15 protein-coding genes and 3 tRNA genes are annotated in these 23,347 nt (G+C 43.1%); 2 read left to right on the top strand and 16 right to left on the bottom strand.

The features are described from left to right. Positions 1-5: 5 nt before the first annotated feature. The 8 genes from A6J60_RS09790 to A6J60_RS09755 form a co-directional block, all read right to left on the bottom strand. On the bottom strand, positions 6-638 hold the full coding sequence (locus A6J60_RS09790) for a DUF3465 domain-containing protein (RefSeq protein WP_227526114.1): 633 nt from the start codon (positions 636-638) through the stop codon (positions 6-8). 138 nt (positions 639-776) lie between these two features. After that, positions 777-3,302 carry a protein-disulfide reductase DsbD domain-containing protein gene (locus A6J60_RS09785; protein WP_096065824.1) on the bottom strand — a complete coding sequence of 842 codons (2,526 nt, stop codon included), beginning with the start codon at positions 3,300-3,302 and terminating at the stop codon, positions 777-779. A 268-nt stretch (positions 3,303-3,570) separates the two neighbouring features. Beyond that, the gene (locus A6J60_RS09780; protein WP_096065823.1) at positions 3,571-4,605 is read right to left on the bottom strand and encodes a hypothetical protein; all 1,035 of its coding nucleotides are present in this window, start codon (positions 4,603-4,605) and stop codon (positions 3,571-3,573) included. A 254-nt stretch (positions 4,606-4,859) separates the two neighbouring features. After that, positions 4,860-4,935 (bottom strand) — tRNA-His (locus tag A6J60_RS09775). Positions 4,936-4,981: 46 nt separating this feature from the next. Continuing rightward, a tRNA-Arg gene (locus A6J60_RS09770) sits at positions 4,982-5,058 on the bottom strand. A 46-nt stretch (positions 5,059-5,104) separates the two neighbouring features. Further along, positions 5,105-5,181 (bottom strand) — tRNA-Pro (locus A6J60_RS09765). A 223-nt stretch (positions 5,182-5,404) separates the two neighbouring features. Further along, positions 5,405-6,946: a 5-methylcytosine restriction system specificity protein McrC gene (locus A6J60_RS09760; protein WP_096065822.1), complete on the bottom strand. Its 1,542-nt coding sequence runs from the start codon at positions 6,944-6,946 to the stop codon at positions 5,405-5,407. 80 nt (positions 6,947-7,026) lie between these two features. After that, positions 7,027-8,499: an McrB family protein gene (locus A6J60_RS09755; RefSeq protein ID WP_096065821.1), complete on the bottom strand. Its 1,473-nt coding sequence runs from the start codon at positions 8,497-8,499 to the stop codon at positions 7,027-7,029. A 424-nt stretch (positions 8,500-8,923) separates the two neighbouring features. Between A6J60_RS09755 and A6J60_RS09750 the strand changes: the two genes are divergently transcribed. Next, positions 8,924-9,586, top strand: coding sequence for a DUF4442 domain-containing protein (locus A6J60_RS09750; RefSeq protein WP_096065820.1), 663 nt, complete (start codon positions 8,924-8,926; stop codon positions 9,584-9,586). A 152-nt stretch (positions 9,587-9,738) separates the two neighbouring features. On the opposite strand, the gene A6J60_RS09745 is transcribed toward A6J60_RS09750, so the two are convergent. The 4 genes from A6J60_RS09745 to rpoB all read right to left on the bottom strand — a co-directional run bounded on the left by A6J60_RS09745 (position 9,739) and on the right by rpoB (position 19,928). Further along, positions 9,739-10,251, bottom strand: a complete 513-nt coding sequence (locus A6J60_RS09745; RefSeq protein ID WP_096065819.1) for a DUF6586 family protein — start codon at positions 10,249-10,251, stop codon at positions 9,739-9,741. Positions 10,252-10,308: 57 nt separating this feature from the next. Then, on the bottom strand, positions 10,309-11,076 hold the full coding sequence (locus A6J60_RS09740) for a hypothetical protein (RefSeq protein WP_227526113.1): 768 nt from the start codon (positions 11,074-11,076) through the stop codon (positions 10,309-10,311). A gap of 345 nt (positions 11,077-11,421) precedes the next feature. Beyond that, entirely contained in the window at positions 11,422-15,651 is a 4,230-nt protein-coding gene (gene rpoC, locus A6J60_RS09735; protein WP_096065818.1) for a DNA-directed RNA polymerase subunit beta', read from the bottom strand. 158 nt (positions 15,652-15,809) lie between these two features. Beyond that, positions 15,810-19,928: a DNA-directed RNA polymerase subunit beta gene (gene rpoB, locus A6J60_RS09730; protein ID WP_096065817.1), complete on the bottom strand. Its 4,119-nt coding sequence runs from the start codon at positions 19,926-19,928 to the stop codon at positions 15,810-15,812. A gap of 155 nt (positions 19,929-20,083) precedes the next feature. Between rpoB and A6J60_RS13390 the strand changes: the two genes are divergently transcribed. Next, positions 20,084-20,227: a hypothetical protein gene (locus tag A6J60_RS13390; protein ID WP_193778050.1), complete on the top strand. Its 144-nt coding sequence runs from the start codon at positions 20,084-20,086 to the stop codon at positions 20,225-20,227. 524 nt (positions 20,228-20,751) lie between these two features. Here the strand turns inward: A6J60_RS13390 and rplL are convergent. The 4 genes from rplL to rplK all read right to left on the bottom strand — a co-directional run bounded on the left by rplL (position 20,752) and on the right by rplK (position 23,291). Beyond that, positions 20,752-21,129, bottom strand: a complete 378-nt coding sequence (rplL, locus tag A6J60_RS09725; RefSeq protein WP_096065816.1) for a 50S ribosomal protein L7/L12 — start codon at positions 21,127-21,129, stop codon at positions 20,752-20,754. Positions 21,130-21,242: 113 nt separating this feature from the next. Then, positions 21,243-21,770: a 50S ribosomal protein L10 gene (gene rplJ / locus A6J60_RS09720; protein ID WP_096065815.1), complete on the bottom strand. Its 528-nt coding sequence runs from the start codon at positions 21,768-21,770 to the stop codon at positions 21,243-21,245. A 387-nt stretch (positions 21,771-22,157) separates the two neighbouring features. Beyond that, the gene (rplA, locus tag A6J60_RS09715; protein ID WP_096065814.1) at positions 22,158-22,859 is read right to left on the bottom strand and encodes a 50S ribosomal protein L1; all 702 of its coding nucleotides are present in this window, start codon (positions 22,857-22,859) and stop codon (positions 22,158-22,160) included. Beyond that, positions 22,860-23,291: a 50S ribosomal protein L11 gene (gene rplK / locus A6J60_RS09710; RefSeq protein ID WP_096065813.1), complete on the bottom strand. Its 432-nt coding sequence runs from the start codon at positions 23,289-23,291 to the stop codon at positions 22,860-22,862. Positions 23,292-23,347: the final 56 nt, after the last annotated feature.

Genomic DNA, 23,347 nt, shown 5'->3' with positions numbered 1-23,347 from the left:
ACACACTATTCAAAGCGTTGACCTTTATGCTCTATCCAGCCGTCTTGATGTCTAGCAGCAGGGTCATGATGTGTCCAATGCACAACACCGCCGCGTGAATTATATTCATACTGACCATAAAACACCACATCATCCCCTTTCTGCAGAGCATTGATACGCGGCGCCAAGTCAATATTATGGGCAATCAGTACAGTATGGCTTGGCTCTACTCCTTCCAACTCTACAATGAAACGCTGATGGCGACTACCCTCATTATCATCGTCTAACAACACCTTAACCTGGCCACAACCTTTAACTTGTACGCCAGATGTCTGCGCTTTATACGACTCAATAATCAAGCTATTACGACAGGATAAGGGAACGGTCACCGTCCCTATGTCTTCACTGTGTTCAGAAGGTGTATTTAACTTACTGGGATCAACCTCGATAGGACTGATCACTGAGTTACTAAGCTCCGTACCGCCAACCATTTCAGGCGGCTGCTTTTCACAACCAGTAACCAGTAAAAGGCCCGCTAATATAACTGGAGTGGCTAAAGCGGCCTTAGCAGTTTTTGATATCGCTTTTGACTTCAGCTGTTGCTGCCAAAGCGATGAACGAGACGCAAATACAACCTGCTGACTATTATTATTTTTCACAAGAAGCACCTACCCTGAAACTAAGCAGATACTATAATGTAAAGAAATGTAATTATCAAGCAGTATTAAAAAAGCAGTCCTTATAACACCAACAGCATAAAATATATTATAAATAATACTATTAATATTTTCTAAGTATTAAAGCCGTGCCAGTGTTTTTTCAAACTCATCACGCTTAATCTCACCGACCTGTTGCTCAACCAATTTACCATCAACGAAATAAAGCAAAGCAGGCGGGCCAAACAAACGAAGCTCGGACAATATGCGTGCAGAATCTTCATTGGTCTCGGTCACATCAAGGCGAACCATTTGCCATTGTTGTAAAGCGGCCGGACGATTAGTAAATAATGTTTTGTCCATGATACGACATTCTATACACCACTCAGCGGTCAAATCGATCAACACTTTATCGTTGTTCTCAATAACAGGGATGAGATCGTCTAGAGTGACCAGATGTAAATCCGATGCGCCTTCGGCACTCTGACTGCTCGCAATATTACCGCCGGGTAGTGCAGATAAACCTTGAGCGTTTGCAATGGCTGCTGTACCAGATGCTGACCCTGGCATGTTATTAAGCGCTGGCACAGATTGCTGCTGAGTCAAGATACGCAGTGGTTGCCATGAATCTTGACTACCTGCTGCTGCACCTAACAATGTCAGTCCTGACCAAATAGCTAATACAATGGCCATAGGTTTGGTAAATAGCTGACCACGGCCTTTCCAATGCCAAGCCCAAACCGCAATGACCATAAACCACACTGACCATAGCATTAACATCACTGGACTTAGTAACACACGTTCAATTAATAACAGTGCTACGGCAAATAGCAGTAACGCAAAGCCTTGCTTCACCCACACCATCCACTCGCCTGCTTTAGGCATCAGGTTGCTTTGACCAATGCCCAATAGCATTAACGGTGCTGACAGTCCAAAGCCGAGCATGAATAATGCAGCAAAGCCCAACAATGGATTGCCTATGGTAGACACTGCCAATAACGCACCAAATAACGGTGCTGACACACAAGGAGATACGACCAGTGCAGACAATAAGCCTGCAACAAAGCTACCAAAAGTGCTGCCCAAGTATTTATTACCAGTTTCACTTAATGCGTGGGTCTTTTGACGTAGGCTATTAGGAACAGGAATACGGATAACATCTAGCATATACAGCGCAAGCAGCACAAACACAGCGGCAAATCCGATCAAGATAACCGGATTCTGTAACCAACCAATAATCCCTAACTGCTGACCGAACACAGCAATGACAGCGCCTAAGATACCATAAGCCACTGCAACACCCAGTGCATAGCTGCCACTGAGCATTAGACCTCTTTTAGCGGTTGGCGTGTGCTGACGAGCGACAATGTTACTGACAATAGGCAACATAGGTAGTACGCAAGGCGTAAAGGCCAACCCAAGACCAGCTAAAAATAGCAATAACAACGCCAACCAAGGATGCTCTGCTAGACCAAAAGGGTCCTCGTTAATGATGCCAGCACTGTTAAATATTGAGCTGTCATTTGCAGCTGCTGCGCTACTTTGGGCACTGCTTTGGATACTTTCATTACCACTAAAACCTAGCTCGTTGAATTGAGCAGCATCACCATCAGTAGCGCCCTCAGCATTGCCGTTACTATCGCCATTGATGTCTGCTGCATCGATATCAGTATTATCATCTACATCAGTGTCGGCTGTTGATATCAAGTCAGTGTCTGCTTGATCACCTTCCGCTTGACTATTATTATCTGAATCGGCGCCGGCTGTTTGATTGGTATTGGCTTCAGAGCCAGCTGCTGTTGTAGTACTGCCAGCTGACGTCTTAGTAGGGGCCGTTTTTGTAGATTGAGCGTTATCGGCTTTGGCTTGCGTCTGACCATTTGCTGACTTTGATGCGCTGTTCACAGACGTGTTTTTGGCAGTGTCGCTTGAAGCGGTACTGGTTTTGGCTGCGCTTTGCTCTGCTGCAGGCAGACTGACTGCTAGAATCTCTTTTTGTGGCGGATAACATAAGCCTGCATCAGCACAACCTTGCCAATTCACCGTTATATCTTGGTTAATCGGCTTACCACTAGCGTTAGTAAGGACAGCGGTAGCCGTCACTTTAGGCTGTCTAAAGACATCTACTTTACCAAAGGTTGGGTCGTCGATTGGCTCTGAGGCATGTGAGAACTTAAACTCTGATGCAGTGACCCCATCGGGCAATTTCAAAGACAGCTTATCTTTATACAAATAATGCTTAGGGGTAATATTTAGATGAACAACAATATTTTTGCCATTTTGAACTGGCTTAATCGAAAACGCATCCTCAACTTTTAAAAACTTCTTATGCGCTGAGGCAGACTCACTACCGCCAAACAAATCACCTAAGCTGGCTGCTTGTGCTTGCTGCGGTGCTACTACCCCACCTGTCAGTCCGATGCCAGTGACGCCAACCCCTGCTACGCTCAAAGACAGTGCAAAGCCGGCACCCGTCACTGCTTTCGCTATAGACTTGAGCTTAGAAATTTGCTGAGTCGTTGAATAAGGTGCAGCACGCTGATCCGCTCCCGCCTTTGTACTTAATTTTTTTGTATGCTCTTTTGTATCTAGCTCGACTGCATTTGGTTCTACTGAGCTAATATCAGAAGTATTGAGCGGATCGTGTACAGGTGTTTCATTTTTCATGGGATTGGCATCACAAAATAAGTGGATCTGGAGCGAGGATATCAGGATCAAGTTTGAATAACTTGATTCACAGTATGCTTAATAAACAACAACTATAAGACATCAAACTTACCACACAATATACAATTGTATGAACTGTGTTGAACCCAGTTTTATAAAGAACTATATGAAAAAAAGCCATCATAACTAGGATGTCTTGTCTTGATGTCTAGATAACTTTATATTGAGGACTGCTAGTATTTAAATCTGTTTGTAGTTATAACAGGCCTTAAGAAGCATCATCTTGATCAGATCGATTTATAAAGTCTGTAATATCTGGCATATCGGGCATTTCAGGCATAATACCACTGTTTAACAATGCATCTAAATGAGCGATTTGCTGCTTTTTATCAAACTCATTGACCTCTGCAATCAGCAGCTTCTCAACATGTTTGTCTAATCGGTAGCAGCTCAAACGCGCGCACAATATGGCTAACTGATAAACTCGGCGTTTGCAATGCACATCTAACCCTTGCAGCAAGCGCACCATTTTTGCGGTCTCAAGCGAGGCATATTTATAATTAGCAACGGTTTTTTCAGGCAAAGGCGTGACACCATAAGCGATTGATAAATGCGCCAAGAAATAACAGCAAAACAAATAGCCAACCACATGACCAATAAAATACGCCCGGTCATAGGTATAACTCATCACCCCAAAGTGACCCAGTACATAACTGGTTAAGCTGCCTTGATCGGCGATACGCTCTTGATCACGCAAACGCCCAACGGTTGGTAGCTTTAGGTGGTTCTTATTGACTGAGGTTAACTGCCAACCCACTGGCTGCTGCGCTGGCATATAATGCAAAATATCAGCAATTAAATCATCGACGATATGCAGCTGTTGCCACATCATCTCATTTTTATCTAAATCAATTAGGCTACGCTGATCAAGCGCGCGCACCATCTCAAAGCGTTGGTGTTCAATAAACTGTGATTTTAACTCTTGCACCAAGTAAGTCGGGCGCAGTGCTGGCTCGGCAGTATAAAAAAGCTCTGTACGTCTTAGCTGACGTTGATACATGGCCACGCGCTGTGCCGCTACCTTTTCAAGCTCTTTACTGTGCACAGAGTTATTCAATGGCAAAGGCTCGGTTCGATACAAATCGATAAGCTCTGCCTTAGTGGTTGGCTCTGGCGCAGGTTCTGACAAAACGTCCGGCTCTTCAGCTGCTTGTGTTGCCTGCGTCTTCACTGGCTCATCCGCGGTTGCTGATGTGCTGGCGCTAACTTTTTTAGCGGTGACGGTAATTACAGGTTTTGCCATAATGTTCACTCAAACGGTATATATAAATGTATCCGCTTATCATAGCATTATTGGGTCTAGCAGGCATCATTGTTTGCCCGTTCAATCAAGTCTGACTGGGGTGTGACGTTAGTGCATGACGTTGGCTTGTTTAAACAGTAGATTAGCGGACTAAACCAAATTTTAGACACAAAAAAACCAGCTTATAAATAATTATAGCCAGTGCAAACAGATATATAGGGGTATTAGATAGAAAAGATATGAGATAAAAAATGTGGGGCGACTGATGGGACTTGAACCCACGACAACCGAGATCACAACCCGGGGCTCTACCAACTGAGCTACAGCCGCCATATCGACATGAATGTCTTTGGCATTACTGAGTGACAGGCGAAAGTGGTGCGCCTGGCAGGATTCGAACCTGCGACCACCTGCTTAGAAGGCAGATGCTCTATCCAACTGAGCTACAGGCGCTCATATTTAAAGCATAAAAAAAAGCCTGTAAGGCTCTAATAAAAAATGGTCGGAGTGATAGGATTCGAACCTACGACCCTCTGGTCCCAAACCAGATGCGCTACCAAACTGCGCCACACTCCGATATTTCCTTTTCATACGATTTTGATTTTTCAGAACTTATTCAATCCAATTAACTTGCATCAAACTTTGTTTCTGCGTCATCGCTATCGAGGTGCATATAATAGGATTTATCTTTGATATTGTCAACACTTTTTTTCAATTAATTTTCAAAAAGTGTAAAACCTATTATAAAGCTATCAAATCAGCATCGAATGAATCAAATTAACATCACGCTAACTTAATATCATAACAATAAAGCTGCTTGGCTTAAGTCGAATGCTATTGCACTCATCTGTTGCCTCTCAGCGTCTAAAGTTAACTCATCATGCTGATGATGGCGGCTATTGTCGTCTATATTTTGTCTCACGTCAAGCCTTTGAGCAAAATTTTCTGTTTTAGGATAAATTAACCACCCATTTTGGCAAGATAAATACTGTTGATAAACAAACAGTTGCTGCCAATCACGACTACTGATCTGCTGGGCACTGGTGATAGCCTTGTACTTGATATCAATAACATGAGTGATCTTCCCTTGTGCATCGCTAATACACACATCAGGGGTTAATTTTTGCACCACTTGTGTTTGGGTAACATTGCTATTAACTAGCCAGTCTAGACTGGGTTGTATCAACAGCCGACTATCAGGTAAGTTCTGCTCTACCCACCCTAGCAGCTTCCCAGTAACCCAGCGCTCGAAGGCATGGTTCATATTAATCATCACTGCGGGCGCAGGAGCTTTAAGTGTCGCAGTCGATGATAGCTGCCTATCAAACCCTTGAGTAGATGTGGCTGAGGCGTTAAGTCCGGTTGAGCTAAAGTCCGGGTTCTGCTGTGGATTAGCCTTTAGTCCATCTTGGGTTGCGCCTTGGGTTAACAACCACCAACACCAATTGAGCCCCTCTGTTAGGCCGGCAACTTGCCTAGGGGTTAACTGTGATGACCATCCGCTATGTATGGACTGTTGTTGAAACTGCTGATAAGCCTGCCTGCACTGCGCCATCGACAATGGCTTGTTACCCTGTAAGCTGTCAGGCGTCATATATAGCTTGCCTGGCAGTAACCGCTGTAATTGCGACCACCCTGTAACCAGCAAGCCCAGTAAACGACTATCGATAACAAATACTGACTGCTCGCTATAGAGATAATGTGGCCGATGCCAGTTATTTTTTAATTGAGCACTTAAGTTTAACTTGCCTTGCGCTTGTGGATGGTTTTTTACTTGAGTCTGATAACGGTTTGGCAATAGCTGTGCCGCTTGCGCTATCTTCTGTTGCGCAAGTGCCAATACACCCTCATACCAAGGTGTGTTTACACTGGCTGCTATTATATTTTGTTTTAATGACGGGTTACTTGACGCGTTTGCACTGGCTGAATGGACGTGAGTCCTAGAGTCAGGCATCGTCGACTCTAGGCTAGTGGCAGACAGTGGCTTGGATATTGCATCGATACCGACATCAGCCAACATGGTCGCTACCCATGCTCGGGCCGATTCAATGTCATTAGCTTGATTGTGCTTAACTGTCATATCCAAATGACTGACTTTGGGCAGTATCTCTAACACTTGTCCGCTGGGTAACACCACTTTTGCCAAATAGTGAGACACCACCAAACACAGTTGTGCTTGCTTTACTTTAATCTCAAAACAAGCCAGCTCTTGCTCAATCAGATAATCGAAGTCTTGAGGGTAAAAAAAATCAGCGCGCGTCAACCATTGATGCTCAAAACAAGTCATCACCTGCGTGTTAGTCGCTGGCTGTGTCATTGGATTAGCCATCGCTTTTGTCACTGGTTTTAACTCCCTGGTTGATGACTGCTAGTAACGCAAATAAGCGAACAAACTCTTTGTTAGCTACTGGATAAACTTAATCAGTACTGATACAACTGCTGGTATGGCTTCGCCGTTAAATATCGATTAGTGGTCTTGGATTCTGCTTGATTAGACTCAGTGAACGCCAATGCGGAAAGCACTGTTCCTGACTGAGCAACAGCTGCAAACTCTGGATGCAATAGTTGAGTTTCCGACATAGCCAACGAGCTACCCTCTTCCATCTGTATTTGCGCTGTCATTGGCATCTCAATCTTTAACAGACAATGCTCAATTACCGAACTACCTTCGCCATGACTGCTATTAGGATAATTGCCATACAATACTTGCATTAATAGATCACCAATCTGAGTCGATAATGCTCTACTATTAATATATTCAATGATTTGTGGAATAATTTGACCCGACAATCGTGCTGCCAACTCACGAATATCGCTAATATGCATAAAGTAGGACTGACCCAACTGAGCTTCAGGACCTAACAGACTGTTTAAACGCTGATTAATGGCCTGCATCAATCGTGCGATATCAACCGCATTGCCGTCAGAATCAATTACTTCCGATAACACGCTACTGTCAGGGTAACAAGTAACAAACTCAAAGCGGCGTCTAAACGCCATATCTAGCGCAGCCAGTGAGTGATCTTGCGTATTCATAGTGGCATAAATATCCACATTGCTCGGCACCATAAACTGTCGGCCCGAATAAGCCAAGCGCACACTCATCGGTGTCGACCCGCCTGCACGCTTAGTGGGTTCAATAACACTCATCAGCTCGCCGAATACTTGCGCCGTATTGGCACGATTAATCTCATCAATCAGCATGGCATAACGATGCTCAGGATCACTCGCCGCCTGAGCACACAGGGTCAAAAAAGCACCTGGTTGAATTCCGTATTGCATTTGCCCAGTTTGTGGATGAATGTGTGGACGAATCCCCTCCACAAATTCATCATAGCCATAAGATTGATGAAAGCTAACCAAGCAGCTGCGACTGATGGTGTGCTGCCGAATGTGTTCAGATTCAGCACGTTTATCATACAGAGACAACAGCTCATCTAACTGCTGTTGAAGCATGGGCTTTACTTCATCTAACATAAACCAATGGCTTGATTCTGTCTTATCAAAATAGTAATTGGCTGAGCGCTGGGTACTATTAACGGTGACAGAGTCCGGATGCGTATGCTTACTGAGCTGCACCCACAGTGTCTGATTGATATTATCATTACGCTTATTGGCAATGGCTTTATCTTTGATTAAAGGATGACGCATCATCTCAGGCACCGTCATCATTCTGTCTTCTAACAGCAATACGGCACACACCACTTCACACCAGCCATAATGGCTCATTTGCTGCACACGCCAGTTATCCCATGAGCTATTAATCGGCTCATCATAGAGCTGTTGTAGCTGTAACAGTCGGTGCGTTTTACCGGTACCGGCAACCCCTGTAAAAATAATATTAGTCGGTTGTGTTGGCAATAGCGCCTGATTGTTAGGCTGCGACTTTTTCATATTAGAAGCTCTCAGACTAGGAGCACTAACATCAGTATCGTTTGCTTGAGTATGGTGTCTATTCGGGTTATTCACAGTGTTGACTGTCTCATTTTGCTGACTAAATTTATTCGATGGCTGATAGTGTACTTATCTAATCACAAACTTGCTATCAGTATAACCGCCCTATCGGCAAGCTATTTTGATGAACTCAGCATCATCTCAGCTGACCAAAGGCTTTGCTATAATAGGTAAAATTACTTGGATTTATCTAAACCTTAATCCCAGCACTATTTTATATAGTCAAAGAAGTCTAAAATGGTTACAAGGCAACCGAGCGCAAGTACGACAAATGTAGGCTTAGCAAGGTTAACACCGTAACCGTTTAGTAGTTCGCTGACTATATTGTAACTGATACCTCATCTATATACTGAAAGGATGCATCATGAGCCGCTTAAATAATCTACGTCAACAAGTGAACACTTTGGCTGAACAGTTTAACCTACCGTTAGGACGCATCACTGGCCAACAGCCATCAGCCCAACAAACGGACGGGCAACAAGGTAAATCACTCAACGTCAGCAACCCTTTCACCAAGATATTGTCTGCCGTGCAGCTACTGCCTGAATCAGCACAGTCTTTTGTATTGACCAAAACCTTTAGCAAAATCGTGCCTTACGTGGGTACCACCGGTCTTGTCTATGAGCAAGTCACTCCCAACAAACTGGTTGTCAGCTTAGATAACAAAAAGTCAGTACAAAACCATATTGGCTCTGTACACGCGGTTGCGGTTACCTTATTAGCAGAGACGGCCACTGGCTTTATTTTGGGCGTTAACCTGCCTTCAGATAGAATCTTATTGGTTAAATCTTATGAGATAAACTTCTATCGCCCAATCAAGAAAGGACAGATAGCCGCTATCGCAACATTAACCGATGAGCAGCGTCAGTATATTCTAGACACTCCTAAGGGTGAGATGGTAATCCCATGTGTCATCGAAGACCGTCAGTCTGATAGTGAGCGCGCACCGATTACGGTTGAGATGACCTGGGCTTGGATTCCAAAGGCTGAATTAAAACAGCGCCGTGAAGGCAAAAACAAAGCCTAAACCCATTTGCTGTAAATGTTAAAAAGCACTGCCGATGTTTATAGTCGGTAGTGCTTTTTTAATGCAGGTCGGTAGTGTTTTTTAGTTGGTTTATTATGAATTACGCTATCAAAATATATGCTCGAATCAGCAGCGGATTGTTTGCAGCTGAATTAATACTCAACCATACCACCACGCATCTCATCAACCAAACTCATAAACTCACGACGCCACTCACGGATGCTTTGCTCATCAGGAAGCCATTGATTAGACAGGGTAACCACATTCACAATCAAATCCTGTTGTTGGCTAGTGACAAGCGCTTTATTATCTGGAGCTGGTGCATACTGACAGCGTTGGTACGCTTTTTGAATATGCGCCAACACGCCTGTGTCTAATGACTGCTTAATACGTTGCAGCTCTGGTGAGACTAAGGTCTTTTTGGCCAATTCAGCTTCAATATACTCAATCGTCGGCTGCGTCGTGTCTAAGTTATAGAAATGAGCCAACTCTTGTAACAACGCCCATAACGCGCCCTGTAAATGAAAAATCGCTGATTCACAATAGCCTTGATACAGCTGCTTGTCTGAGGTTTCTCCCGCTTGCTTGCAGGCCAATCGACAAAAATAAAACTTTTGATTGGTACGGTCTGCTTGATAACGAGCCACTCTGCCCTTTTCTGCCATGCTGAAACCTCTATTTTATTGTGTTGTTATTTAACCGTTATCTTGCTTAGAGTCTAATTACTGCTTCGGAAAGTCGTATTGCTTATAGATTTCTAGTACGCCATTTTCCTTATCAATAAAGATACGCTCGACACCAAACCCCTTGTTACCTAAATCAGAGTTTTTATGGTAAATATCAATGCTTTTGGCATTTTTAAACGCATCATGATAGGCCAATATTTTCTTCTTTTGCAATAGAGGCTTTAACTCACCGCCATTGATTTTATAACTGATTGCCGCTGACTCTGGTAAAAAAGACTGGTTCGCACCCAGCTTCTTATTTTCAGCCAGCTTGATATAGCCATCGGTTAAGGTAAAGTTTTCTAAATCAAAGCTGTACTTGTTAACCTTAAACTCACTTTTTGATTTCGGATCGGTGTACCAACGGTAGTTGTACAGGTCAACACCACGGTTGAGCTGTTTGTACAAATGATCAATGATATCCTCATAGCTAGCAGCTTTCATCTTTAGCGTCTTACCATCATAGTTGGCACTAAAGTTAGGACAGGTAATCGAAAAGTCAGGATCAGAGTTTTTGATTAAATCGCCCATACTCACGGTCTTACCCGCCTTGGCTGTTTCAGAGTCGGCACTGGCTTTCCAGTTGGCATTAACCGCCATGCTATTTTGCAGTGACATCAACATGATATTTAAGCTTTTGCAATCAGGGGTCACTTGCTTAGCATTGGCTGCGCTGACAGTGAGCGTGCTGAATGCGAGCAGGGTCGCGGCTTTCGCTATGGTTTTATTATTTATTATAGTTTTTTTGGTTACCGCCTTCTTCACAACCTTCTCCTTCACAAAATACTAACCTAATGTCAAATAACTCGCTAAGGTTAAACAACCCGTTAAGGTCAAACTTTGGGGTTACAGTTATGCCTCCCTAGGCGCCCATTATAAACTGAGTTAGGTTATATTTGGTCAATATAAGGGATTCATAAATTTAAGGGATCACTATAAAAAGCGTATAGCACTTACCCAGTGTATTGTAATTAACCTTTTAATTCTAGCCAACTAATCATACAGGTAAGTTAAACTTATCACCGTTTTAGTTACAGATATAAAAAAGCCAGCATCAAGGCTGGCTTCTTTATTAATAACAACTTTATATTAAATTTTGACTCAGCTCACTTATTGAGCAGGTTTGTCTTGGCTTAGCTCTTGAGCAAAGGCTTCGTCAAAGCTTCTGAAGTCTTGCGCAGAACTGCTGGCTTCAAGATCAAATGCAGCATCTAACGCGCTTTCTACGTCATATGCAGGCTTACCTTCTTTGGCTTTCTTACGTGCCGCATGGTAAGCAAGACCTGTACCTGCTGGGATCAAGCGACCAACAACAACGTTTTCTTTCAGGCCACGTAGCTCATCCACTTTACCAGTTACGGCAGCAGCAGTTAGAACACGCGTTGTTTCCTGGAACGACGCCGCTGAGATGAAGCTTTCTGTTGCCAAGCTGGCTTTAGTAATACCTAGCAGCTGACGCTCAAACTGTACTGGGAACTTGTCTTCAGCAAGTAGTTTTTCATTCAATGCTTTCACATCAGCGTATTCTGCTTGGTCGCCTTTGAAGTAGTTTGAATCACCTGGATCAGTGATTTCTACTTTGCGTAACATCTGACGGATAATCACTTCAATGTGCTTATCGTTGATCTTAACGCCCTGTAAGCGGTAAACGTCTTGTACTTCGTCAACGATGTAGTTAGCAAGTGCTGTTTCGCCTTGTAGACGTAGGATGTCATGCGGATTCAATGGACCATCAGCGATAACCTCACCACGGGCAACGGTTTCGTTTTCGAACACGTTGATTTGACGCCATTTTGGAATCAACTCTTCATGTACTTCGCCATCTTCATTGGTAATAATGAAGCGGTTCTTACCTTTGGTCGAGGTACCGAAGCTAACCACACCTGACATTTCTGCCATGATAGCGTGATCTTTCGGACGACGTGCTTCGAACAAGTCAGCAACACGTGGCAGACCACCGGTAATATCTTTGGTACCTGACGTTGCTTGTGGTACACGGCCTAGTACCGAACCTGCGGTTACATCTGCACCATCTGACACACGGATAATAGTTTCAGCAGGTAAGAAGTAAACCACTTCTTTACCTTCAGTGGTGTCTAGAATAATAGCTGGACGTAAGTCTTTGGCGTTACTTGGTCTGTCTTTAGCACCTAAGATTTCAAACGAGCTCATACCCGTTGCTTCATCGATCTTAACAGTGGCTGTTGAGCCATCGATAATATCGCTAAAGCGGGCTTTACCAGCGAATTCTGTGATAATTGGGTGAGTGTGCGGATCCCATTTTGCAATGGCCTGACCACTTGACACTTCATCACCGTCTTTCACAAGTACGCTAGAACCGTAAGGTACTTTATAGCGCTCACGCTCACGACCTACATCATCAGCAATACCGATTTCAGCAGAACGTGACACGATAACTAAGTGACCATCCACGTGCTCAACCGTCTTCATGTTATGGAAGCGGATGAAACCTGTGTTACGTGCTGAAATGCTGTTGTCTACTGACGTAGAACTTGCGGCACCACCAACGTGGAATGTACGCATCGTTAACTGAGTACCTGGCTCACCAATTGATTGAGCGGCCATAACACCCACAGACTCACCGATGTTCACTTTGTGACCACGGGCCAAGTCACGGCCGTAACACTGGGCACAAACACCATGTGGTACATCACAAGTAATCACTGAGCGTACCCAAACTTCATCGATACCGTTGTTATCGATAACTTGAACACCATGCTCATCGATCAATGTACCAGCAGGTAATAACACTTCATCTTCACGGCTAATCACATCACGAGCAACCACACGACCTAATACGCGGTCACCTAGTTTCTCAATGATCTCACCACCTTGAATGTGTGGTGTCATGCGAACACCTTTGTCGGTACCACAATCATTTTCTGTGATAACCAAATCTTGCGCCACGTCAACCAAACGACGCGTTAAGTAACCCGAGTTCGCTGTCTTAAGTGCGGTATCGGCAAGACCTTTACGTGCACCGTGAGTCGAGATAAAGTACTGAAGTACTGATAGACCTTCACGGAAGTTCGCTTTAATCGGTGTTTCAATAATTGAACCATCCGGCTTAGCCATCAGACCACGCATACCAGCTAACTGACGAATCTGGGCCGCACTACCACGAGCACCAGAGTCTGACATAATGAAGATAGAGTTAAATGATTTTTGCTCTTCTTCTTCACCTTGTGCGTTAATCACGATATCAGTCGCTAAGTTGTCCATCATCGCTTTCGCAACTTTATCGTTGGTACGTGACCAAATATCGACAACTTTGTTATAGCGCTCACCAGCGGTTACAAAACCTTGTTCGAACTGTTGCTCGATTTCACGAACTTCAGCGTCAGCCGCTTCTAGTAAGTCTTTCTTGATTGGTGGAATGACCATGTCTTCAATACCGATAGACACACCAGATAGCGTTGCTTGAGCAAAACCTAGGTACATCAATTGGTCAGCGAAGATAACACTTTCTTTCACACCACGAGTACGGTAACAAGAGTTCATTAGCTTAGAGATGTTTTTCTTAGTCATCTCTACGTTACACTCTTCAAACTTCATACCTTTTGGCATGATGTTCCAGATTAATAAACGACCGGCAACGGTGTCTTTTAATTCTGTTTTCTTAGTTTCTGTATCATCTTCAGCAATGGTGGTCTCAGTCACACGTACTTTAATTTTTGCATTCACGTGTAAGTCGTTTGAACCAATCGCACGCAACGCTTCGTTAACGGTTGCGAAGATCATGCCTTCGCCTTTGGCGTTAATTGACGAGCGGCTGATGTAGTACAGACCCAATACAACGTCTTGTGACGGTACAATAATCGGATCACCGTTGGCTGGTGACAAGATGTTGTTGGTCGACATCATTAAGGTACGAGCTTCAAGCTGAGCTTCTAAGGTCAATGGCACGTGTACTGCCATTTGGTCACCGTCGAAGTCAGCGTTAAACGCGGTACAAACTAGTGGGTGAAGCTGGATGGCTTTACCTTCAATTAGTACAGGCTCGAACGCTTGTAGACCCAATCTGTGCAGTGTTGGTGCACGGTTTAGAAGTACTGGATGCTCACGGATAACCATGGCCAGCATATCCCAAACTTGTGGCTCTTCACGCTCAACCATTTTCTTAGCTTGCTTAATGGTTGTCGCCATACCGTGTGATAATAATTTTGAGTAAGTAAATGGCTTGAATAACTCAAGTGCCATTTTCTTAGGCAGACCACACTGATGTAGACGTAGGGTTGGGCCCACAACGATTACCGAACGACCAGAATAGTCAACACGCTTACCTAGTAAGTTCTGACGGAAACGACCTTGCTTACCTTTAATCATGTCAGCAAGCGATTTTAATGGACGCTTGTTGCTGCCAGTAATAGCACGACCACGACGACCGTTATCTAGTAACGCATCCACTGACTCTTGTAGCATACGTTTTTCGTTACGTACGATAATGTCAGGTGCGTTAAGCTCTAATAAACGCTTCAAACGGTTGTTACGGTTGATTACACGACGATATAAGTCGTTTAGATCAGACGTTGCAAAACGGCCACCTTCTAGCGGAACCAGTGGACGTAAATCTGGTGGTAATACTGGTAAGATGGTCATTACCATCCACTCAGGCTTATTATTAGAATCACGGAATGCTTCTAACAACTTAAGACGCTTAGACATTTTCTTAAGCTTAGTCTCTGAGCCTGTGTTAGGAATCTCTTCACGTAGCTCATCAATTTCTAAATCGATATCGATGTCTTTTAGAAGATCCTGAACGGCTTCAGCACCCATTTTAGCGATGAATTCATCACCAAATTCTTCTAGTGCTTTGTAGTAGTCTTCATCGTCAAGAAGTTGATACTTCTCTAATGAAGTCATACCTGGATCGGTTACCACATAGCTTTCAAAATACAATACGCGCTCGATATCACGTAGTGTCATATCAAGTAATAAACCGATGCGGCTTGGTAATGATTTTAAGAACCAAATGTGTGCCACTGGGCTAGCAAGGTCGATGTGGCCCATACGGTCACGACGAACTTTAGCAGTAGTAACTTCTACACCACATTTTTCACAAATCACGCCTTGGAATTTGCGGCGCTTATATTTACCACATAAACATTCAAAGTCTTTTACTGGACCAAAGATTTTGGCACAGAATAGACCATCACGTTCAGGTTTAAAGGTACGATAGTTAATGGTCTCTGGTTTTTTTACTTCACCATGTGACCATGACTTAATAGTCTCAGGAGCAGCCAATGAAATTTGAATGCTATCAAACTCACGTTTGCCGTTGTCGGCAGGGCTTTTCATAATATCGAGTAAATCTTTCAAGTTGCTTCTCCGTTATATGTGTTCACGGCAGTAGAGTCATCACGATTGCTGCTATTCAATACTTAATAAATCTAATACTTAGTAATAAAAATACGCTATCAATAATGACCCTAATCTACCGTTGAAGGCAATGAATTAGGCTGAGTTAAAGGATAAGACTAATTACTTTCTTTTAGCTCAATATTAATACCCAGAGACTTAATCTCTTTAGTCAATACGTTAAATGACTCAGGCATACCTGGATCCATATACTGCTCACCATCAACAATGTTCTTATACATACGTGTACGACCTTCAACATCATCTGACTTCACTGTTAGCATTTCTTGCAAGGTGTAAGTCGCACCATAGGCTTCTAGTGCCCACACTTCCATCTCACCGAAGCGCTGACCACCGAACTGTGCTTTACCACCTAGCGGCTGCTGCGTTACTAATGAATATGAACCCGTTGAACGTGCGTGCATTTTGTCATCAACCAAGTGGTTCAGTTTCAGCATGTACATGTAACCGACAGTCACAGGACGGTCAAACTTAACACCTGTACGACCATCATATAAGGTCTGCTGACCTGAACTTGAGTATCCAGCAAGCTCTAGCAATTCATCAATTTGAACTTCGCGTGCACCGTCAAATACAGCGGTACCCATAGGCACACCATTGCGTAAGTTTTGAGCCAATGCCATGATATCATCATCAGTCAAGCTGTCTAAATCAACTTGCTCACCGCCTACTTTATTGTAAATCTTATCTAAGAATTCACGTAGCTCAGCAACAGCAGCTTGTGCTTTTAACATGCCGTTAATCTTGTCACCAAGACCTTTAGCAGCCATACCTAAGTGAGTCTCAAGAACCTGACCGATGTTCATACGCGATGGTACACCTAGTGGGTTCAATACGATATCAACTGGGTTACCGTTCTCATCGTATGGCATATCTTCTACAGGCATGATGCGTGACACAACACCTTTGTTACCGTGACGACCCGCCATCTTATCACCGGGCTGGATACGACGTTTCACTGCTAGATATACTTTAACGATTTTTTGTACGCCATGCTGTAGATCATCACCAGCAGTTAGCTTACGTTTTTTCTCAGCGAACTTAGTGTCGATGTCTTTTTGCTTATCAACCAAGAACTCTTGGATTTGCGTCATACGCTCAGCGATTTCTTCTTCTACTGGCTGAATGTCTAATAATGTTTCTAATGACATTTCTAGTAGTTCAGACTCGCTTAGTACCGTACCTGACTTAAGGCCAGCACCGCCACTGATGGCATGACCATCAAGGATGTGACTGATACGACTACGTGCCGCTTCTTCAAAGATACGTAACTCTTCTTTTAAGTCTTTACGATAGTTGTCTAACTGTGACTTCTCGATTGCTTTAGCACGAGCGTCTTTTTCTACGCCATCACGGGTAAAGACTTGAACGTCGATAACCGTACCTTTAGTAGAAGTTGGCACACGTAAAGAAGTATCTTTAACGTCTGCTGCTTTCTCACCAAAGATGGCTCTCAGTAGTTTTTCTTCTGGCGTTAGCTGCGTTTCACCTTTAGGCGTTACTTTACCAACTAGAATATCACCAGCGTCTACTTCAGCACCGATATAAACAATACCTGACTCATCAAGAGCAGATAGAGCTGCTTCACCAACGTTTGGAATATCAGCAGTGATTTCTTCAGTACCTAGTTTCGTGTCACGCGCCACACAAGTTAATTCTTGAATGTGGATTGTGGTGAAACGGTCTTCTTTAACCACACGCTCAGATAACAAGATCGAGTCTTCGAAGTTGTAACCGTTCCATGGCATGAATGCCACACGCATGTTCTGACCCAATGCCAACTCACCTAAATCAGTTGATGGACCGTCAGCTAGGATGTCACCGCCAGCGATTTCGTCGCCTTGGTTAACAATGATGCGCTGGTTAATACAAGTGTTCTGGTTAGAACGGGTGTATTTAATTAGGTTATAAATATCAATACCCGCTTCACCGGCTTGCATCTCATCTTCATTTACACGAACAACGATACGTGACGCATCAACGTCTTCGATCACACCACCACGACGTGCGATAACACACACACCTGAGTCACGGGCTACGTGACGTTCCATACCTGTACCTACTAGCGGCTTATCAGCACGTAGTGTCGGAACCGCCTGACGTTGCATGTTCGAACCCATCAAGGCACGGTTAGCATCATCATGCTCTAGGAATGGAATCAAACTAGCAGCAACTGATACAACCTGGCTTGGCGATACGTCCATATGCGTTACTTTATCGCTTGGCATACGTACTGATTCACCACCACTACGTACCATTACCATTTCTTCAGCTAGTACGCCGTTTTCATCTAACTCAGAGTCAGCCTGAGCGATAACGGTGCCTACTTCTTCAATGGCAGATAAGTATTCGATGTCGTCGGTTACTTTACCGTCAACAACTTTACGATATGGGGTTTCTAAGAAACCAAATTCGTTGGTCTTAGCGAAAGTGGCTAATGAGTTAATTAGACCAATGTTTGGACCTTCAGGTGTCTCAATCGGACATACACGACCATAGTGAGTGTTGTGAACGTCACGTACTTCGAAGCCTGCACGCTCACGCGTTAGACCACCTGGGCCTAATGCTGAGATACGACGTTTGTGCGTAATCTCTGATAGCGGGTTGTTTTGGTCCATGAACTGAGACAACTGGCTTGAACCAAAGAATTCTTTAACCGCAGCCGCTACAGGCTTAGAGTTAATTAAATCTTGAGGTGACAAGTTATCAGACTCAGCAGAGCTTAAACGCTCTTTAACTGCACGCTCAACACGTACTAGACCCACGCGGAATTGGTTCTCTGCCATTTCGCCTACAGAACGAATACGACGGTTACCTAAGTGGTCAATATCGTCTACTTCGCCAATACCATTACGGATATTGATAAGCTCTTTAAGCACATCAATGATGTCTTCTTTGGTTAGAACGCTTTGCTCACGTTTGATATCTGGATCATCGGTGTTTTCAAAAGGACGACCTAGACGACGGTTGAATTTCATACGACCAACGTTTGATAGGTCGTAACGATCGGCATTGAAGAACATGCTTTCAAATAATTTTTCAGCAGTATCAATCGTTGGCGGCTCACCTGGACGCATCACTTTATAGATCTCAATTAGTGCTTCTTCGCGGCTACCAGTGCTGTCTGCACGTAGGGTATCAGCGATGTAAGTACCATGATCGATATCGTTAGTGAATAAAATCTTGAATTCTTTGATAGAATCACTGGCTTCAAACGCGCTTAGCTTAACCAATAGTTCATGGTCAATAAGGGTGTTGGCTTTAGCGATAACTTCGTCATTAACAACGATGTCTTCAGCTAGGATACGCTCATATAAGTATTCATCAGGCACAGCCAGCTTTTTCATGCCAGACTGTTCGATTTGACGAATACGACGCGCATTAATACGCTTGCCTTGCTCAACCAACACTTCACCGTCTGGTGATACGATATCGAACTGAGCCATCTCGCCACGTAAACGATCAGCAACTAAGTCAATTTCGAATTGCTCTTCACCTTTATAGACAGACACTTTTTCAAAGAAAGTATCTAGGATTTCTTGAGTATCCATACCTAGTGCACGAAGAATAATCGTACCTAGTAGCTTACGGCGACGGTCAATACGAGCAAATACTAAATCTTTAGCATCAAACTCGAAGTCTAACCATGAACCACGGTAAGGGATAATACGGGCGTTATAAAGGACTTTACCACTTGAGTGTGACTTACCTTTATCGTGGTCAAAGAACACACCTGGTGAACGGTGCAGCTGAGATACGATGACACGCTCAGTACCGTTAATAATAAAGGTACCGTTGTCAGTCATTAATGGGATTTCACCCATATATACATTCTGTTCGCGAATGTCTTTAATAGCCGCTTTGCTATTTTTGTCTTTGCTATCTTTATCTTTGATAACCAGACGGATTTTTACGCGCAATGGTGCTGCGTAAGTTGAGCCACGAGAAATACACTCACGCTCATCGAACTCTGGCGCACCTAAGTAATATTCAACAAATTGTAGCTCGGCGTTATTAGAGTTACTTTCGATAGGGAAAATAGATGAAAATGCAGCTTGAAGGCCAGTATTCTCACGCGCTTTAGGCTTTTTATTTTCCTGCAAAAATTGCTCATAGGAATCCACTTGAATTGCCAACAGATATGGGATATCCATGACATGTGGCAACTCGGCAAAACTTTTGCGAATACGTTTTTTTTCAGTATAGGAATATGCCATCGAGAGTCCTTACAGTAGACAGTAAAATAAAAATGATTCGTTTGAAATAAAGCAGTTTGTTAGCAATAGCCAGCACATAAGCGGCCATCAATCACAACAAACTCAGTTTTAAACGAAAATCATCAGATTGAAACAGTGAGCGTGACCTTTGATAAATGCCTGTTATACATACCTATCAGAACGTCGAAGATGAAAACTTAGTAAAAGACTTAATCTTAATGTCGTTAAACACTGAGCGCTTTGGTTATTACTTAGTTTTTGAGTGTCGACGCTGCCAAACCCATTACAAACGTTTATAGCTAATGGTGATTAAATAATTAATATAAATATAGTTAATTAAACAGTGGTTGAATTAGGTTAAAAGGTTAAAAAAGTTGCCAAATGACAGATGCAAAAAAACCCCAAGCACGAACGTACCTAGGTCAAATAAATAGGATAGAAGCTAACGATGTTTTAAACATGCAAATTGTCTGCCCCTTGGTCTGTATTAATCGCTAAACGTTCGTTAAGCCGATAGTGATAAGTTATTAACGTGACGCTTGCCAACCATTTAGGCTAATACAAAAGGTCAAGTGCGAGATTATACAATACTGTTATTAAAATAGCAAACGCTTTGTTCGGGCTAAAAACAGAAACCTCTATCACACTGCTTTTAGTAAAGCATAAACTTATAAGTCATGTCAAATAAAAAAAGCCAACAACGTTTATCACATTGTTGGCTTTTGCACATTATAATCAATGAGCGTCTTAATTAATGTTTGAGCAAATAATCAGATCAACTCAATAATTATCTGGCAAACTTAATATCAGTCAAAAAGACCTATTATTTAAGTTCTACAGTTGCGCCTGCAGCTTCAAGCTTCTCTTTAAGCTCTTCAGCTTCAGCTTTGTTAGCGCCTTCTTTGATTGGAGCTGGAGCGCCTTCAACTAGTTCTTTAGCTTCTTTTAGACCTAGGCCAGTAGCTTCACGAACTGCTTTAATTACGCCAACTTTCTTGTCGCCGAAGCTAGCAAGAATAACGTCGAACTCGTCTTTTTCAGCAGCAGCAGCGCCACCTTCAGCAGCAGCAGCAGGTGCAGCAGCAACAGCAGCAGCAGCTGTTACGCCGAATTTTTCTTCCATTTCGCTGATTAGTTCAACGATGTCCATTACTGACATTTCAGCGATTGCGTTTAACACATCTTCTCTAGATAGTGCCATGGGATTTCTCCATATTCTGATAAATTTAAAGTTAATTATTAAGGTCAATACAGTTAAATATTATGCCGCTAGGCGATGATCATACTGTATTAACCGAAAACAGCTAATAGTGATTAAGCAGCTTCTTTTGCGTCTTTTACTGCTGCAACAGTACGTACAAACTTGCTTGGAACTTCGTTTAAAGTCTGAGCTAGCTTGGTTACTGGTGCTTTCATTGTTGCCATCAAGATAGATAGTGCTTCGTCGCGTGTTGGAAGCTTAGATACGCGCTCAAGTTCCTCAGGACCAAACAACTCGCCACCAACTGATACAAGCTTAGTTTCTAAAGCTTTATGCTCTTTAGCGAATTCGTGGATTACACGAGCTGCAGAACCTAAATCTTCAGTAGAAAAAGCCAATAACAATGGGCCAACCATCTTATCTGACATGCACTCAAAGCTAGTACCTTCAAAAGCACGCTTAGCAAGCGTGTTTTTAACAACTTTAAGTACAACACCTTTCTCACGAGCTTGTTCGCGTAGCGCAGTTAACTGAGCTACTTCAAGACCGTGATAATCAGCAGCAACTGCTGAATAAGCATTTGCAGCAACTTCAGACACTTCAGCCACAACTTTTTGTTTCTGTTCTAGCGTTAATGCCATGAGTTGACTCCTTGATCTCATCAACATTGAATAAACAATGCTGAATTGACGTTTCTATTATTAAAACAATCTGCTAAATACAATAAATTGCAATCAACCGGTTGTTTCAATAACGCTGAATACGGCACCTTTATCAGAATGAATAAGAAATTAAACGGACAAACTCTATTTAATTCCCATGATCAAACTTTTTTGGTCACCGTCTGCGTAGGCCAATGTTAGGCTGGTATCAGCAATGATTCACTGAATACAACACTAACATCAATTAACAGTATGCAAGAGCAAATGCTCAAAATACCTACCTACGGTCTTAGACAGCATAGCTTTGGCTAAGCTGACCTAATTTTAAATTCTTATCAAGTTATTTCTTATAACGTATACAGTAAATTACTTAGCAGTACGGTATGGAACTGGATCTAATGTGATGCCAGGGCCCATAGTGCTTGATAAAGTAATTTTCTTAATATAAATACCTTTCGATGTTGCTGGCTTAGCACGTTTGATATCACCGATTAGGGCGTTAACGTTTTGTGCGATTTGCTCTGCAGTGAAACCAACTTGACCGATTGTAGTGTGGATAATACCTGCTTTATCTACACGGTAAGTTGCTTGACCCGCTTTAGTGTTAGCAACAGCTTCTGCAACGTTTGGTGTAACCGTACCCACTTTAGGGTTAGGCATTAAACCACGTGGACCTAGGATAGTACCTAGTTGACCAACAACGCGCATTGCGTCTGGAGCAGCAATAACAACATCAAAGTCTAAGTTACCAGCTTTAACTTGTTCTGCAAGGTCTTCCATACCAACAACGTCAGCACCAGCTTCTTTAGCGGCTTCAGCAGCAGCGCCCTGAGCGAATACTGCAACGCGTTTAGTTTTACCAGTACCTGCAGGTAGGTTAGTCGCACCACGAACCACTTGGTCCGATTTACGTGGATCAACACCTAGGTTAATAGAGATATCAACAGACTCTTTAAATTTAAGAGGTGGTAATTCGTTTAAAATTTGTACCGCTTCTTCAAGAGTGTATAATTTTTCGTTTTCTACACGCTCAGCGATCAATTTTTGACGTTTAGTAAGTTTACTCATTTACACACCCTCCACATCGATGCCCATTGAACGCGCAGTACCAGCAATGGTACGTACAGCAGCATCCAAATCAGCAGCAGTTAAATCAGCTTGTTTAGTCTGAACGATTTCTTCAAGCTGGGCACGAGTAACTTTACCTACTTTAGTCGTGTTTGGTACACCAGAACCTTTTGCGATACCAGCTGCTTTACGCAACAAGAAGGCAGCAGGTGGTGACTTCATGATAAATGTAAATGATTTATCAGCGTACACTGTGATTTCAGTAGGAATTGGCAGACCTGGTTCCATGCTAGCAGTTGCAGCGTTGAACTCTTTACAGAATGCCATGATGTTCACACCTTTTTGACCTAATGCAGGACCAATTGGTGGTGAAGGGTTTGCTTTGCCAGCAGGCACTTGCAGTTTGATGTAACCATCAATCTTCTTAGCCATGAGATTTTCTCCTTTACGGGTGATAACGCTTGCTACTCATACTTACTAATTTAACG

The organism is Psychrobacter sp. FDAARGOS_221 (genome assembly GCF_002313155.2).
Taxonomy (GTDB): Bacteria; Pseudomonadota; Gammaproteobacteria; order Pseudomonadales; family Moraxellaceae; genus Psychrobacter.
Note: the sequence above shows the minus strand (reverse complement) of the source record. Positions and strands in the feature narration are given on the sequence as shown.